The organism is Nocardiopsis sp. CA-288880 (assembly GCF_050955985.1).
GTDB lineage: Bacteria > Actinomycetota > Actinomycetes > Streptosporangiales > Streptosporangiaceae > Nocardiopsis > Nocardiopsis tropica.
This window is the reverse complement of the sequence record NZ_CP192105.1, coordinates 5,269,695-5,285,649: the sequence shown is the minus strand read 5'-3', so window position 1 is coordinate 5,285,649 and position 15,955 is coordinate 5,269,695. Positions and strand designations below refer to the sequence as shown.

Here is a 15,955-nt window from a genome sequence, read left to right as displayed (position 1 = left end):
CTCCCCGAGCTAGGAGCGGCCGTCGTCCCCGTCCGCTCCACGGTTCCCGACCCCGCCCTCGGGGCCGCGCCCGGTGTCGGAGCCTTCGCTGCTCCCGGGGTCGCGCTCGCCGTCGCCGCCTTGGTCGCCGTCGCCGTCGGAGCGGTCGCCGCTGTCGCCCGAACCGTCCCCGTCCCGGCCTCCGTCCTCGTCGTCGTCCTTCTTCCGGTCGTTGTCGGGGGCGTCCTCGGCGTCCTCCTCGTTGTTCTCCTCGTCGCCCTTGTCCTCGGACGCGTCCTGGTCCTTGTCCTCGGGCTGCTTCCGGGACGGGTCGGCCCCGGCCACCTCGGGCGCTGCCTCGGGGTCCGCGACGTCCTGGCCCCGGCCGTCGTCGACGGTCGGAACGGCCCGGGGCGTCGTCTCCTCGTCGGAGGGGGTGCGTGCGGTGTCCTGCGCGGAGTCGCCGTTCCCCTTGTCCACGGAGCCGTTCAGCTCCTGTTCGAAGAACGCGAACAGGTCGGCCGCCGGGCCGGAGAGCACGGGCGCCTGCTCGACCGGGGGCGCGGTCCCCTCCTGTGAGGAGGTGCCCGTGCGGTCCTGGGGCAGGGCGGAGGAACCCTCCCCGTCCCGGTTGTGGGTGAGGGGTCGGGGGGTGGGGGTTTCCCCAGGGGCCGGTCGGGACGGGGTTTCGGAGGTTTCTTCGGGGGTCGGTCGCGTGCTCGTCCGGCTCTGCGGGGGGCTGCCGGGGGCCGGGCTCGTCACGCTCGGGGCGGGGGAGCGCGGTTCCTCCCGTGCGGTCTCCGTCGGGGGGACCTGCTGGTCCTCGGGGGCCTGGCGGGTCTCTGTCCGGTCGGGGGAGTTCTGTCGGCCGTGGTCGCCTGTCAGGCCGGTGCCGAGCTGGGAGGGCTCGTTCCCGCTCGGCCTGGTCGTGGCGGGCAGCGACCACCGGGCCCTCCACTCCTGCCGCAGGCGGTTCTCCTCTTCCGGCGTCCGCGCCCTGTGCTGCCAGTTGGCCCTCCAGTCCTGCATGGCCCGGAGCCGGTTGTCCCACTCGCTCCGGTCCGGGTCCGTGGAGGGGGTGGGCAGGTCAGGGGTCGAGGAGGCGGGCTGATCCGGCCGGGGCTGCGGGCTCGGGAGGCTGTCCGGGTCCGTGGAGGGGGCGGGCAGGTCAGGGGTCTGCGGTCGACTAGCGGTCGGCTCCTCGGAAGCGCGGTCGGTCCGGTCGGGGGAGCTCTGCCGTCCGTGGTTCCCCGTCAGGCCGGTGTCGGCCGGGGACGGCTCGTCGCCCTCGGAAGGGACCGGGCTCGACGAGCGCAGCCGCTCCAGTCGCAGCCGCATGTCCCTGAGTGTGTCCGAGTCCGGCGTGGACGCCTCCGAGAGGGTGTCCTGGTCCGCCGGGAGGTCTGTGCCGTGGTCGGGTCCGCTCTCCGTGTGGAGGGGGAGGCGCTGCCCGTCGAAGGTGAGCACCGCGTCCAGGGCCGCCGCGGCCATCTCCTCCTCGGACGGTGCCGGCTGCGGTTGCTGGTCCCGATCCTCCGCAGGCCGGTCCTGCTGCTGCGGTGCGCTCGGGGCCGTGGGGGGACCGAGCAGGGCGGTGGTGTCGGACTCCGGGGGGAAACGCTGCGCTCCCCGGGCTTCGATCCAGGCGACGTCGTCGGGGCCGCCCAGGTCCGTGTCGTACCGGAACCCTTCGGGAACGGCCGGGCCCACCGCCAGGGACCGTTCCATGAGCGATCGCATCAGCTCTCTGCGTTCTTCCCCGCTGAGCGAGGCCGCCTCCGGGTAGTGCCTGTCGAGCCAGCGGGGGCGTGGTGCCTCCTCCTCGTCGTCACTGACGTCGTACAGGTTCTCCTCGTCGTTCGCCGTGTATCTGTCGGCGGGGCTGTCGGCGCGCTCCGGGGCGGGGCCGCGACGGGTCTCGGCCTGGTCGCCGGGCAGGGCCGCCTCGTGCCGGGACGGCCCGTTCCCGTCCTCCCCCGTCGGCGTCGCCCACACCCTCGGTCTCCGGACCGTCGCGGACTCGGGCCGGGCGTGCGTTTCGGAGGAAGGGCCCGAACGCTGGTCCGTGTGGCTGAGGGGCCCCTTCGACTGGTTGCGTGAGTGGCGTTCCGGGCGGTTGTCGGCGGGAGCGGTCTCGTTGCGGGAGGAACCGTCCTGGCCTTGGAGGGCCCTGCCCATCACTGTGTCCCGTGCCAGTTTCTGCCGCGCCCGTTCGAGCACCTCGGCCGCGCTCGGCTCAGGTGCTTGCCTCGGCACGTCTTCCTGCGGCCGGTTGTCGCGCTCGGGCAGCTCGGTGGTCGCGGGATCCGGGGTGTTCCGCTGCGGGGGCTGGGGAGGCGCTTCCTCCTCCCCGGGCTCCCGCGGCCGGATGTTGAGGTCCGAGCCGAGGGTGTCCAGGAGGTCCGGGCCGGTGTTCCGCTGTCCGGTGTCCTGCTCGGGTCGCCGGTCCTCCTGCCCGGGCTGCCGCTCGGACAGCTCGACGGCCTCGGGGTCGGCGGCGGGGTCGGGAGCGTTCTGCTGCGGGGCCGGAGCAGGAGGAGGCGACGGCTCCTCCTGGATGGTGTCGAGGGCCGGTGCGCTCGCGGTGCGCGGCCGGGGCAGGGACGAGAGGTCGCCCAGGCCGTCGCGCAGTTCCCGGAGTGCCGTCACCCAGTTGCGCACCGCCTCGTCGAAGTCCTCCCGCCGGTCCTCGTAGGTGGTCTCCAGGTTCCTGTAACGCGCCTGGACCTGCGGGTCGTCGGGTGAGGCGATGAGGTCGGAAGCCGCTTCGTCCAGAGGCCAGCGCGCGTCGAGATAGGCCTTCTCCGCGTCTGCGAGCGCCTTCTGGATCGCAGCGAAACGCTCGGTCAGGGGGGCCATCCGGGTGGCGGCGTCGGGCGTGATGATGCCCATCCTCACCGCGTCGCCGTGGGAGATCCACCGGGTCGTCTTCACGGTGGTCCCGCCCCGCTGCCACCGGGCCGGGCGGGTCGGGACGGACGAGGGGGTGCTCCGGCCGCCGAAGGCGCCGCGCACCGCCCTGCCCGCGGACGCGGCCTTGTCCCCGACGTAGCGTGCCGAGCGCTTGTACCAGGGACCGCTCAGCTCGGTCCTGGCCCCGATGAACACGTCGGTGTCCATCTCGACCAGGTAGCCGGGTCCGGTACGGACGCGGTCGGAGTGGGGAGGCTCCTTCGGCTTGCTCCCGCGCGCGGTGTCGCCTCCGGACGTGGACGCTCCCGTGTTGTTGGCCGAGCCGTAGTGGGTGGCCGTCGTCGGAGGCCCCGTTCCGGTGCGTCCGGAGGGGCGCGCCTCGAAACCCATGGTCGTCGTGGACGACTCGTTGTGGAACGGGGAGAAGGTCCTGCTCGTCTCCGAGGAGTCGGTCAGGCGCATGCCCGGGTTGTAGTCCTTGATGCGCGCCGTCTCCGGATGGGAGACGGCGCGCATCATCCACGTGGTCGGGCCCAGCTCGGGCAGCTCGGCGCCCGTCTCCGAGCCGGCCTCGGCGAAGGAGGCCTTGATGCCGAGTTCGGTGAGCGTCTGGTCGATGGCGTTGTTGCGGGAGTTCAGCTTGAGCTTGTCCGCCACGTAGTCGGCCGCCTTCTGGACGGCCTCCGGGGTGTAGCGCCCGTCGCCGACCGCGTCCGCGGGCGGGTTCCAGCCCCACGACTTCGCCAGGACGATCCGGCCGAGGTCGAGGATGTCCTTGCCCTTGTTCTCGACGGACGCGAGCAGGGTCAGGGCGTCGTTGAAGGCGTCCCGGGACTGCGGGCCCCCGGCGGGCGTCAAGGAGCGCGCCATGTCGGTCAGTGAGGCGTAGTTGTCGTTGGAGGGGTTCTCCGGAGCGGTCCGGTTCCCCGTCTGCTGTCCGCCGGGCTGTCTGCTGTTCCCCGCGGGGGTGGTGGTGCCGTCGGTGGTGGTGCGGGTGGTGGTGTTCCCCTCGGGGGTGTTTCCCCCTGTGGTCGTGCGGGGTGTGTTGTCTCCTTCCGGGGTGGTGCGGGTGGTGGTGTTCCCCTGGGGGGTGGTGCTGCCGTCGGTGGTCGTCCGGGGTGTGTCGTTCCCCCCGGTCGTGCCCGCTTCGTTGCCTAGGTCGAGGGCGAAGGCCGGGTACAGCTCCTGCGCCCGGCCCGAGTTCCCCGTACCGGTGAAGTCGCGCCTGCGCGAGCCCGGGGTCTCCCCCAGGAGGGAGTTGGCCTTGCCCTGCTTCTCGGAGATGTGCAGGTCGAGTGTCAGCCGCGTGTCGGACGACACCCGCGCGTAGGGCGTCTCCATGGTCAGCTGGGTGGAGCGTTTGTCCGTGTCCCGGATGATCCCGCCGCCGCCGCGCGCGTTCGTCGTGGTGCCGTCGCCCTGCAAGCCCATCAGGTAGGGGCGGCTCGGCGGAGGGGCGCCCCCAGGCTGGTCGCCCCCCGACTGGGGCAGCGGTGTCAGGAGCGACCCGTGGGCCCCGTGGAACGCGGAGCTCTCGCTGCCCTGCTGAAGCCGGTCCCCTTCCTCCGAGCCCTGGCGTTGCCGGTACTCCGTCTTGCCGCCCAGGTACTCGACCTTCACGTCGTCCCTGTCGAGCCGCAGTTTCACGGTGGCGTCCAGGGACAGCGGCGCGCTCGTCGGGGCGTTGAGGTTCCCGATGGAGTGGTCGATGGGGCTGATCTTCACCGTCACCGGTACGCCGGTGTTGGGGTTGAGCCCGGTGTGGGACTCGAGGGCCTTCAGGATGATCTCCCGGCTGCCCTTGGTCAGCTGCCAGCCCTGCGAGGCCAGGTCGTCGACGAGGTTCTGGACGGCCTCGCCGGGGTCGACCGGATCGAGCATCGTGCCGGAGTCCTCGAAACCCGGGCGCGGTGTCACGGACGCGGGCGGCTCCGGTTCGGGCTGGGGGACGCGGACCAGCTCGCCGTCGACCTCCAGGACCCGGTCCTCGACCATGCCCGACGCGTGGGCGTCGCGGATGTGGATCAGTCCGGTTTCCAGGTTGTCGGAGTCGGCCTGCCAGCCCCGGTAACGCGCGTCGCGGGAGAACGTCGGCCCGATGCTCCAGTTCTTGACGAACTCCAGCGCCTGCGTGATGCGCCCCGAGGCGGAGTAGGAGTACGACATCGGGATCTTGGGGTGGAACTCGACCGACTCGTTGAACCTCGACGTGGGCCTGGTGATGGTGTAGCGGTCGAACAGGCTCTTGCCCGCGGAGGGGCCGAGCTGGATCAGGGGGGCACCCGCGGAGTTGGGCGCGGTCCCGCCCGCGGACTGCTCGGCCGGCTGTACGGGGTTGGGGTTGACCCGGCCCCCGCCCGTGGCCAGGAGGGTCAGGTCGGTCCTCCTCCCGTCCCTGGAGAACACCTCCAGGGTGTTCTTGCTCTTGAAGACGACCGCGCCGTCGGACTGCTCGAAGCGGTCGACCGAGTCGATGTCGAACCGGGTGGACGACGTCGTGCGGAGGTGCATCGGGGAGAGCGCGCCCCCGCTCGCCTCCGTGCGGGTGCGCGCGCCGCCGGAGGAGCGCGCCGCCGGGTTGTCCGCGAGGTTCTCCGGGGAGAGCGCGTTCTCGTAGAACTGCCTGCTTCCCTCGCCCCGCCGCAGGAAGTGCCGCAGCTTGCGTTCGTTGCCGAGCCCCCTGGAGGGGCGCGGGCCGTCCGCGCCCCTCTCCCAGGGCGCGGTGGAGGAGAAGCTCTCGTAGGTGGCTTCGAGCAGGCTGCTCACCCGGTTGCCGTCACCGGTGGTGAACCGGGTGTTGACGTGCTCGACGGTGGCGGGGGTGTCGCGGAGCTTCTCGGCCCGGCGCTGTTCGACGGGGCGGGTGTCGGGGGCGTTCTCCGCCGGGTTCCGCTGCCCGGTGGTGTCCTGCGTGGTTTCGGTGTCGGGTGCCTGAGCGGTTTCGGTGTGCTGCTGCCCGGCTGTGCCTTGCGTGGTTTCGGTGTTCTCCTGGCCCGTGGCGCCGTCGTCGTCCGTGTGGGTGTTGTCGGCGTCGCCCGTGGTTTCCGTGGCCGGCGGTCTCCGGACGTCGCCGGTCCGCGAGTCGGTGTTCTGCTGACCGGTGGTGTCCTGAGCCGTTGTGGTGTTCGGCTGGTCGTTGGTGTTGGTGTTGGTGTTGGTGTTGGTGTTGGTGTCGGGGGCTGCTGTGCGATCGTCGTCCCCGGTCCGGGAACCGGTGTTCTGCTGCCCGGTGGAGTTCTCCGAGGCTGGGGCGGGCACCTGTTCGGTGGGCTGTCGGCTCTGCCCCCCGCCGAACAGCCTCTTGACACCGCCGGTCAGGTCGCGCGTCTTGCGGACCCTGTCCGGCGCCGGCCTCGTGGGGCCGTCGATCATCTCCTTGGCCTGATCCACCGGTATCGGCCGGATCCGGGTGACCCGCGGGGCAGGGGTAGGGGCGGGGGCGGCGCCGTCCCGGCCGCCGCCTTCCCCGCCCGGCGCCGCCTTGGCCGTGTCCATCGTGGCCAGCGCCTGGATCGGGCTCCTGAGCAGGTCCTTTCCGCGGTCGGACAGCGGCGTGTCGCCGCCCAGGACCATGCCGAGGTCGTCGTCCTCGTAGAGCCTCGCCCTGAACCGGACCCCGGAGTTCCAGACACTGGAGTCCTCCGCGTACTGGATGGTCCGCTCACTCTGGGACTTCATGCCCAGGCCCCGGCTCTTCCCCTTGGTGTCGCTCATCTGGAGGGCGACCGAGAACACGCCGCCGTCGCTCGGGTTGCCGGCCGCGTCGACGGCGTCGATCCGGCGGATGTAGCCGCCGGAGGAGAACCGGACCGTCTTGCGCTTCTGCGAGCCCTCCGCGGTGGTGATCTCGGTCCCGCCCGCGTACTCGCCTCCGGTGCCCCTCGTGGTCTCTCCCGCGTGTCTGAGCGAGGAGAAGTCCGCACTGATGCGCACCGCGACGAACGGGGAGCGCAGCACCTTCTGGCCCGACTCGAAGAGCGCGCCGGGGTTGAACCTTCCCGTGTCGATCAGGTGGATGGGCCGGCCGTGCAGTGTCAGGTCGTCCGTGCCGCTCTTGAAGTCGGACGCGGAGATCGCGTCCATGACCCTGTGGGTGTTGAAGACGGCGGTCTCGTGGTCGCGCCGGAAGGGACGGTGCTCGCGCGTGGAACCGGTGAACGGGCCACTGGTCTCGTGGCCGGGCCGCCGGGCGAAGTTCTTGGGGTCGCGCGCCATGTCGGGCAGGACCAGGCCGGGCAGCTTGTCGGCCAGCCCGGTCAGCACCTCGTGCGCGATCTGCTGGTAGATGCTGCGCTGCTGCCCGTCGACCTCGCGGTACTGGCTGCCGTCGGGCCAGGTGAAGTCGCGGGGCACGGCCCCGTGGAAGGTGACCGGGTGCTCCTCGGCCAGGTTCGGGCGAGGGGGCCGCAGGTTTCCGGACTCTTCGTCTCCGGGCGGACGCTCTCCGGCAGGCCGCTCGCCGGGCGGTCGTTCCTGCTCCGGTTCGCGCTCCCCTTGCTGATCCCGGCCCCCGGCCCCGGTGTCCCCGTTCCGTTCGTCGCCCGGCGCACTCCGGTTCCCGCCGTCCCCGGACCGCTGGTCGCCGGTGGCGCCGGGAGCGGTCCCGGGGGTGTTCACCGTCCCGGGCCGCGTGTTGCCCCCCTCGGTCCGGACGGGCCCGGGAGGCGCGGGCACCTTGTCCGAGGGCTCGTCCCCGTTCAGGATGCGGGCCTCCTGGACGGTGAGGATCTCGACGGTGTCGCCCTGGAAGCGGTACACGTCGGCCTCGCCGTCGAAGTGCACGTAGTAGTTGCGCTGCACGTCGTAGGCGGACGACTCGGTCTTGCCGTAGTTCATGCGGTTGACCGACCCCGACGACACCTGCGAGCCCTCCGCGGTCGACCGGCCCCGCACGCCCCCCTCCACCGCCAGCGCGTCGACGCGGGCCCTGTGGGTGCCGCCCACGGCTCCCGCGTCCACGCTGACGCCCGCGCCCAGGGTCCCGCCGAGGAAGTCGCTGTGCCGGAGTGAGCTGCCGCTCTCGTTCTCGGCCTTGTTGCCCTTGATGTACTTCGCGGGCTGGATGGTGTGGCCCTTGGCGTCGTAGGCGGTGGGCACGGACTGGACGCTCACCAGCCGGGGCCTGCCCGAGGGGTCGGTGACGGTGAAGACCGCGGGCGCCGAGGTCATCTCCGGCAGGTTGTTGCGGATGGACTTCTTGGAGAAGGTCTCCCCGACCTGGTCGCGGAAGGCGTCCAGCTTCTGCTGCCTGCGCCTGTCGACGAACCCGGGCGTCACCTTGTCGACCGCGGACTTCCACCATCCCCGGTCCCGCTCCGGGGACCACAGGTGGTCGGCGATCCAGTCGGGGAAGGGCTTGTCGGAGGACCCGTCGCTCAACCGGATGTCGCCGACCGACACGGGGTGCCCCTTGTCCGTGTGCGGTCCCGCGGGCCTGTGGTCGTCGTTGCGGCCGCGCTGGTGGCCCTCGCTCGCGAAGGGGTCCCGCAGGCGGATCGTCTCCGGGCCCGTGTTGGCCACGACCTCGCCCGGAAGGATCAGGAGCACCCCGTCGGAGGACTCGGCCAGGGCGTTCACGGCCTGGTCCGGCGGGGTGTCGTCGACCGGAGCGGTGTCGTCGTCGGAGCCGGCGCCGTTGTTCGGGCCGGTGCCGTCCGGCGGAGTGCCGCTGTTCGCCCGGGTGGTGCCGCCGGCCGCTGCCCGCCTCGGGACGTGCACGGGGGTCAGATCGAAGGACATGGTCAGGTCGGAGGCGTAGACCTCGGGCTTGCCCTTGATCTCGTAGCTGGTGTAGCTGTCGTGGACGCTGACCGCCGTGTCCACGCTCTGCCGTTGGCGTGTTCCCCCCGAGAGGCTGACGGTGAAGCGGGGGCCGATGTCGGCGCCGCCCACCGTGCCGAGGAGCAGGGGGGTGACCTGGAACCCCACTCCGACGAACTTGGTGCCGCCGTGGTTGCCGCTGCCCTCGGCCGGGTTGGCCTCCCCGGCCTCGTCCACCAGCTTCAGCTCGGTGGAGGCCGTGCCCTGTTCCGGCTTGGTGGGCGCGTGGTGGAAATCCCCGCGGGAGGAGCGCAGCCGCAGATCCGCCCGCCACGTGGAGCCGTCCGCTCCGGTGACCGTCGTGGAGAACCCCTCCGGTCCGAAGAACACGCCCGTCTGCTTGCGTGCCTGGGCGTCGACCTGCTCCCTGACCGCGTCGCGCACGGTGGCGTCGACGTGTCCGGCGTCATTGGCGAGGGTGTCGTCCACGAACGAACGCAGGTGCTGGGCGTGGACCATGCTGGAGTTGACCAGGTTCGACGTCAGCAGGTAGCCGAGGTCGTAGGGGGCGCCCGTCCGGTCCGGCCGCACGGAACCCGGGTAGTTCCGGGGCGCGGGCTCCTCCCGTGGCCGGGTGTCGCCGGTGTCGGTGTCGGGCTGTGGGGGTTCCGTGTCCGTGCCGACGATGGTTTCGGTGTTCTCCTGCGGTGGCGGAGGAGGCTGTTCCGTGCCTGTGGTGTTCACCGTGTCGACGGGGTCCACCGTGTCCGTGGTGTCCACGGGGTCTGCGGTGGTTTCGGTGTTCTCTTGCGATTGTGGTTGCGGGGGCGGCTGTTCCGTGTCCGCTGGGGTCGTGGTGTTCCTGGTGTCCGTGGTGGTGTCGGTGTTCTCCTGCTGGGGCGGGAGCGGTTGTTCCGTACCCGTGGTGGCCACGGGGTCTGTGGTGTCCACCGTGTCCACGGGGTCTGTGGTGTCCACGGGGGCCACGGGGTCCGCGGTGGTGTCGGTGTCGTGCTCGTGCCGTAGGGGCAGCGGGGGCACGTGCTCCGTGTCCGTGACGTCGGTGTCGACGGGCAGCACCGACGGCTCCGGTTCGGTGCCGTCGCTCTCGGTCGGAGCGGGCGCGGGAGGCGGGGGAGGCGTGCCCTCCTCGTGTTCCCCGTCCTCGGTCCGTGTCCGCGCCTCCTCCGTGATCACGGGCGTCTCGGACCCGGGCGGCACGGGTGTGCGCACCACGTCCCCCCGCGACTCCCCGGTCTCGGCGGGCAGCGGGTCCGGCGGTGTCGCCTGTCCCCGCGAGACGCCGGTCTCGGCGGGGGCGGCCCCCGCGGTCTCGTCGTCCGTGTTCGGCTCGGGCGCTGACCGGGCCGGAACCGGCTGCGGGGACGGTCCGTCCCCGTGGCCGGAGGGCTCCTCCCCGGTCACCGGTCCGCTCCGGACGGGCGGGGTCTGCGTGTTGAGGGCGCTGTGGAACGCGTCCAGGGGCGAGTCCGCCGCGGGGTGCGCCCCCGGCGCCCGCTCCGTCGGGTCGCTCGGTGGTGTGCCCGTCGCGGGGCCGGTCGCCTCCGCCGGATCCGGCGCCGCGTCGTCGGTGTCGGTGTCGGTCAGGCCCAGTCCGCGGGCGAGGGAGTCGCGTTCGGCGCCGTTCATCCCGGTGCCGTCCCCGTCCGGGTCCCGTACCTCTCCGGCGATGTCGGTCACGGCGAGGACGACGGGGTCGCCGGAGCCGGCCGGGGCGGAGAACCCCATCGCGTTCATGCGCATGTTCAGTCTCGTGCGCGCCGCGGAGCCAGGTGAGGACAGGTCGGCGATGGACCGCGCCCGGGCGAGGGCGGCCGCCGTCGCGGCGGCGTCGCCGCGGGAGGCGGCCACGTCGCCGAGGGCGATACCGACGGCGATGCTCGCGGCCACGTTGACGGCGCGGGTGAGGCTCTCGTGCCGGTCGGCCGCGTCCTCCGCGGCCGCGATCGCGGCGCGGCGCCGGGCGTCCGCCGTCTCGGCGGCCTCGCGCGCCTCCCCGACCCGGTCCCCGTCACCGTGTCCGGTGGTCCGTGCGGTGCGGGCGGCGGTGTCGGCGGCGTCGTAGGCGATACGGGAGGCGCGTTCGGCGTCGTCGCGCGCGGTGTCGGCGTCCGAGACCCGTGTGAGGGCCGCGTCGCGCTCCTGTGCGGCGTCGGTGATCCGGTCCGGGGCCTCGGGGTCCACCTCGGACGGCTCGGGGACCGCGTCCCGGGCCGCGGCCGCGTCGGCGGCGCCCCGTGCGGCGACGCTCTCCGCGGCGGCGGCGAGGTCCGCGGCCAGGGCGACCGTGGCCGCGACCGCCTCCGGGGCGGTGTCGGCGATCTCCGAGGCCCGGTCCGCCAGCAGCTCGGCCGCGTCCCGCAACTGTTCGAGGCGTCCGATCGCCGCGGTCCGGCCGGGGCCGTCGGCATCCCGCAGGGCGGAGACCAGGTCCGCGGTGAAGCGTTCCGCCGCCCCGTGTATTCCTGTCAGGGCCGCTGCCGTGTCATCCGCGTCCAGGGCCCGGTCGATGCGGTCCAGCACCTCGCCCGTCCAGGCCGGGGCCGCGGCGGCCCCGTCGTCGTGCGCGGGGGGCAGGATCTCGGCGTGGAAGAGGTAACCGCGCCCCCAGGGCTCGACCGCGGTGATCCGGTAGCGGGTTCCCCGGGTGAGGATCACCTCGCGCTCGCCGGGGTGTTCGCTCCGGTCGCCGACCCACAGCCCCCGGGAGCCTTCCGGCACGTTCAGCCGCATCAGGTCGATGGGGGAGCCGCCCGCCGCGGACGGAACGGTACCGAGGGAGACCGAGAAGTACCCCTGTTCCACGTGAGTGGTCCCCACGAGGGTGCGGGGATCGGTGCTGCCCTCGCCCAGCAGGTGCTGGTGGTGGTACATGCCGTGCACGGCCTCGAAACCCTCGGGGAAGGGTCGGCCCGTGGCGCGGTCCAGGCGCCGGAGCAACGCCAGGACTTCCGAGGAGTCGGGGAAGTGCGCCGGTTCACCGCGCAGGGCGAGGGACTCGGCGATCCGGCCCGCGCTTCCGGAGCTTACGTGGAGGTTCTCCAGTGCCGCCTCCGGGTACGGGTTGTCGAGGACGCCCCGCACGATCCGCTTCTGCTCGGGGCTCAGTCCGCCCCGCTCCGCGGCTTCCTCCAGCCGTGCCAGGTCGGGCCACCGGCCGCCGCCGATCTCGTAGACCTGCCATCCGGGGTGGGACCGGCTCTCGTTCCGGATCCGGTCCAGTTCGGCCTGCACCGTCGCCTCGTTCAACGGACGCAGACGCGCGAAGCGGTTCAGCCAGGAGGACCGGGTGTAGGCGGAGACCGCGTCCTGGGTCGCGGTGGGGAGCGCGTCGAAGGTGTTGGGGTTGTAGCCGGGGTCGTGCAGGAGGGCGCCGTAGCGGTCGGTTTCGGCGCCGGTCGGCAGCCGGCGGATCGTCCCGGACCCGGCGTGGGCGTCGTTGTCCGTCGTTGTCCGGCCCGGCGTCGACGACTCCCCGGACCGTCCTTGCGGGGCGGGTGCGTCTTTGTCGCCGTCCACCAGCGCCGTGTTGACGGTCGTCACCGTGTCCGGTGCGCCGTAGGGGGAGGGGCCCCGGTCTGCGGGGTCCTGCATCGCGTAGCGGACGTAGTCCGTCGTGAGCTGCCCGCCGGGCTGCCAGAGCCGGGCGCGGACCGGGTCGTGGCGGTCCCGGAGGTGGCGGTCGATGCCGCGGGCCAGGGCCTCGGCGTCCCGGACGCGTTCGGCAGGGACGGAGTCGCCGCTCAGCGGGAGGCGCCGGTCGGAGGGGTCGGAGACGGTGTACACCAGTGCCTGCGCCAGCGTGCGCGCCTCGTGGAGGGAGCGGTTCTGCGGGGCCGAATCGTCGACCGGTCGCAGCAGCCTCCAGAACTCGGCTCCCAGCGCCCGTGCCCGGGGGATGTCCTTGTCCGCGAGGGAGCGGGTGAGTTCGGGCAGGCGGTCCAGGACCGACGCGGCGCGGGCGTCGGCCCGCGGGTCGATCCCGGGAGCGGTGGGGTCGGTGCGTGTCTGTGCGGGGGCGGGGGAGCCGCTGTCCGCCGCGCGCTCGGGTCCGGCGGCGGCGTCCTCGCGGCTCTCCTCGCCGTCCTGCTCCTGGCCGCCCTTCTCGTCGGTGGACTCCTCCTCGCGCACGGATCCGGCGTCGTCGTCCGCGCGTTCGCCGTCCTCGCCGTTCTCGTCCCCTGAGCGGTCGCTGCTCTCCTCGCCCGACCGCTCCCTGTCGTCGGACCGGTTCGTGTCGCTGTCCTGGGGGCGGTCGTCGTCGCGGTCGGAGGGGGTGCGCCCGGTGTCCTCCGTGTCCTGGGGCGGTCCGCTCACGGTTGTGGTGTCGGTGTCGTGCAGGCCGTCGCTCTCGGTGAGGGGAGACGGGGGCAGCGGGACCTCGGTCGGTGAAATCTGCTGTTCGGGGGTGTGCGCGGTCTCGGGAGTCGCCCGCTGGTCGTCCGTCGAGGGGCCCGGGGCGTCCTGTCCGGCGGGGTCGCCGGTGGTCTCGGTGTCCGGTGCGGGCGGTACGTCCTCGGTGACGATCTGGGGGGTGTCTCCGTCGCGGGGTGAGTGGTCGGTGGAGGAGCCCGGGGCGGGGGTGTCGCCGGTGTTCTGGGACGGACGTCCACCGCTGTTGCGCTCGGTGGGCGTGGAGCGCTGGTTGTTGTCGGTGGTCGTGTTCTGCGAGGTGGCCGTGGGCGGTGGAGCAGCCTGGCCGATCGGGGGTGCCACGGCGACGGGAGGGGCGGTGTGCTGTTCCGGTACGGGGGCGGAGCGGTCGGCCGGGTTCGTGCCGTTGCCGGTGTCGGGTGTGGTCTGTTCGGCTGCGGGGGGCGGGGTCGCCATGGGGTTGTCGGGGACGATGGCGTTGAGGAAGTTGACGGTCAGGGGGCCGTCGTTGTTCATGCCGGGGTGGAAGAGGTCGTTGCCCAGGCCGGGGTGTTTGGCCTCGGTGGTCCCGAAGGGGTCCTTGCCGTTCTCGGGGGTCTTGAAGGGGTCGGGGTAGGGGGTGCGGGCGTCCTCGTCCTGGTGGACGCGGACGGTGTCGTCGGTGGCCTGGTCGGGGTCGCCGAAATCGGATTCGTCGTCGCCGAACTCCGAACCGGAGTCGGAGTCGGTGTCGCTGACCAGGTCGGGGACGTCGTCGATGTCGGAGGAGTCATCGCGGTCGCCGGTGTCCTGCGAGGCGGTGGCCGGGGGGCCGTCGCGGTCGGGCCGCCCGTCCTGTCCCTGGTCGGGGCTGTCCCCGTGTGAGCCCCGGGGGTCCTGCCCGCCCCGGTCCTGATCGCCGTCCCAGTGTTCGGGTCCGCTCTGGGCGGGGGGCAGACCGTTCCCGTTGCCCGGAGCCTCCGGCCCTGTTCCGGCGGCGCTCTCGCTCTGGGTCCGCGATGGTGCAGGCGTGGACAGGTCGGGTTTGTCTTTGTCCTTGAAGAGTTCGGTGCCGTGCAGGATGCCGTCGGTGGCGCCTTGTTGGATGCCTGCCTGGGTGGCGCCGGCGGTGGCGGAGTAGCCGGAGGCCTCCCAGCCGCGTCCGTCGGCCAGGCTTCCCAGCCCTTCGCCGAGGTAGCCCTCGAGTGCTCCGGTGCCGATGCTGCCGCCGACCTGTTGGGTGTAGGCGCCGGTGGTGGAGAAGTAGTCGTTGAGGGGTTTGTTCAGGTTGACGGGGACGTCGGAGAGGTGGTCGCGCATGTGCGGGGGGAGGCGGTCGCCGATGGTGTCCCGTAGGTGCTGGCCCAGGTTGGGGTCGTTCCAGTGGCGGGACAGGGTGTCGGCGTAGTCGCGGCCCAGGTCGCGTGCGGCGCTCTCGCCGAGGTGGTCGCCGAAGTTGCGGGCGAACACCTCGGCGAAGTCGTTGCGGGCGGCGGCGGCCTTGGTGGCGTTGTCGAAGGCCCCTGCGCCCAGGGGGCTGGCGGGGTTGTAGGGGGTGAGGAACTCGTCGTTGTGGCGGCCGAACACCTCGGCCAGGTCCTTGTTGAGCGACGGAGAGGCGGGCGGGGTGTCCCGGGGTGCGGGTGTGGTCCCCGGGGTGTCCTTGGGCGCGGGGGAGTCCGGACCCCGGTCCGGGTTGTTGGCCGGGGGGTCGTCCTTGACCGGCCCGGCCGGGGGGTCGTCCCTGACCGGACCCGTGGGGGGACCGTCGGGGCCACCGCCGCCGGGGGGTGGCGGGGTGTCGGTGTCGCGGTGCAGCGGTGGCGGGTCGTCCCTGACCGGCCCCGCAGGCGGAGGCCCGCCGGGCGGCGGCCCGGTCGGGGGCCCGTCCGGGGTCTCGCGCACGGGCGGGCCGGTGGGGGGTCCGGCCGGGGGTGGTCCGTCAGGGCTGGTGCGGACCAGGGGTGGCGGGTCGGGGAGGTCGTTGAGGTGTTTGAGGCCGTTGCTGAACAGGTCGGACAGGTGTTTGCTGAACAGCCCGTCCATGCCCGCGGAGAAGACCGCGGAGAGCACGCCCTCGAGGGCGGCGCCCTTGTGGGCGCTCGCGGTGAGGTTGCCGTCGCGGTGGTGGCGGGTCCCCCGCCCGATCTGGATGCGCTGGATGATGCTGTCCATGCTCGCGAAGATCTGGCTGATGATCTGGTGCCCGGGCACGGTGATCACGAGCCAGGTCAGGATGCGGCGCATGGCCAGGCTGCGGATGGCCTTGAAGACGGGGATCCACTTCAGGGAGGCGCCGAAGGTGAACTTGGCCATGGCGATGGCCCAGGCGATCTCGACCAGGAGCTGGACGAACTGGCCGATGACCATCATGTGCATGTACTCGACGTTGGCGCGGGCCTTGAAGAGTTCGGCGGACATGGTGGTGGAGTTGTCGCGGGCCGAGCCCACGTAGTTGTTCTCACCGCGGGTGAACTGGTCCAGGGACTGTTCGTAGCGGTCGGCGGTGCGGCCGTCGAAGTGGCGGCGGGCGTGTTTGCGGCTGAGGTCGAACAGGTCCTCGAGCACGGCCAGGCGCTGGTCCAGGGCGGTGTAGATCTCCGAGGCGCGGCCGAGGTTGTTGATGCCTGCTCTGGGGACCTGGATGCCGGTGAGGACCTCGATCGCTTTGCGAGAGGAGTCGGACATGTTGTGGTCCAACGGCATACGCGATCCCTCCCTCTACCCCCTGGTACCGCTGCGCGGGCACGAAACTAGCACCGGAGAAGTCGGGTGAATCGGTGGTCCATTACCTTGCCCGAAACCCTCGTTGAGGTTCCTCCGATCGATTTTCGAAGGTCATGGGCGTGCTTCGGAAGCGCTGGAGGGTTTCTGGAACATGTTTCACCAGGTCGCTGTGTCGAGTATTTTCGCAACGGTTTTCCTGGAG

1 protein-coding gene is annotated in these 15,955 nt (G+C 72.4%); it reads right to left on the bottom strand.

Annotated features, from left to right (window positions below; translation table 11 throughout):
* Positions 1 to 9: 9 nt before the first annotated feature.
* Positions 10 to 15,732, bottom strand: coding sequence for an ADP-ribosyltransferase (locus ACQPYD_RS22910; protein WP_433697624.1), 15,723 nt, complete (start codon positions 15,730 to 15,732; stop codon positions 10 to 12).
* Positions 15,733 to 15,955 lie beyond the last annotated feature (223 nt).

Bases quoted from the DNA above. Each gene is read 5' to 3' on its own strand.
- ACQPYD_RS22910 (WP_433697624.1), bottom strand. From the start codon at position 15,732: ATGCCGTTGGACCACAACATGTCCGACTCCTCTCGCAAAGCGATCGAG.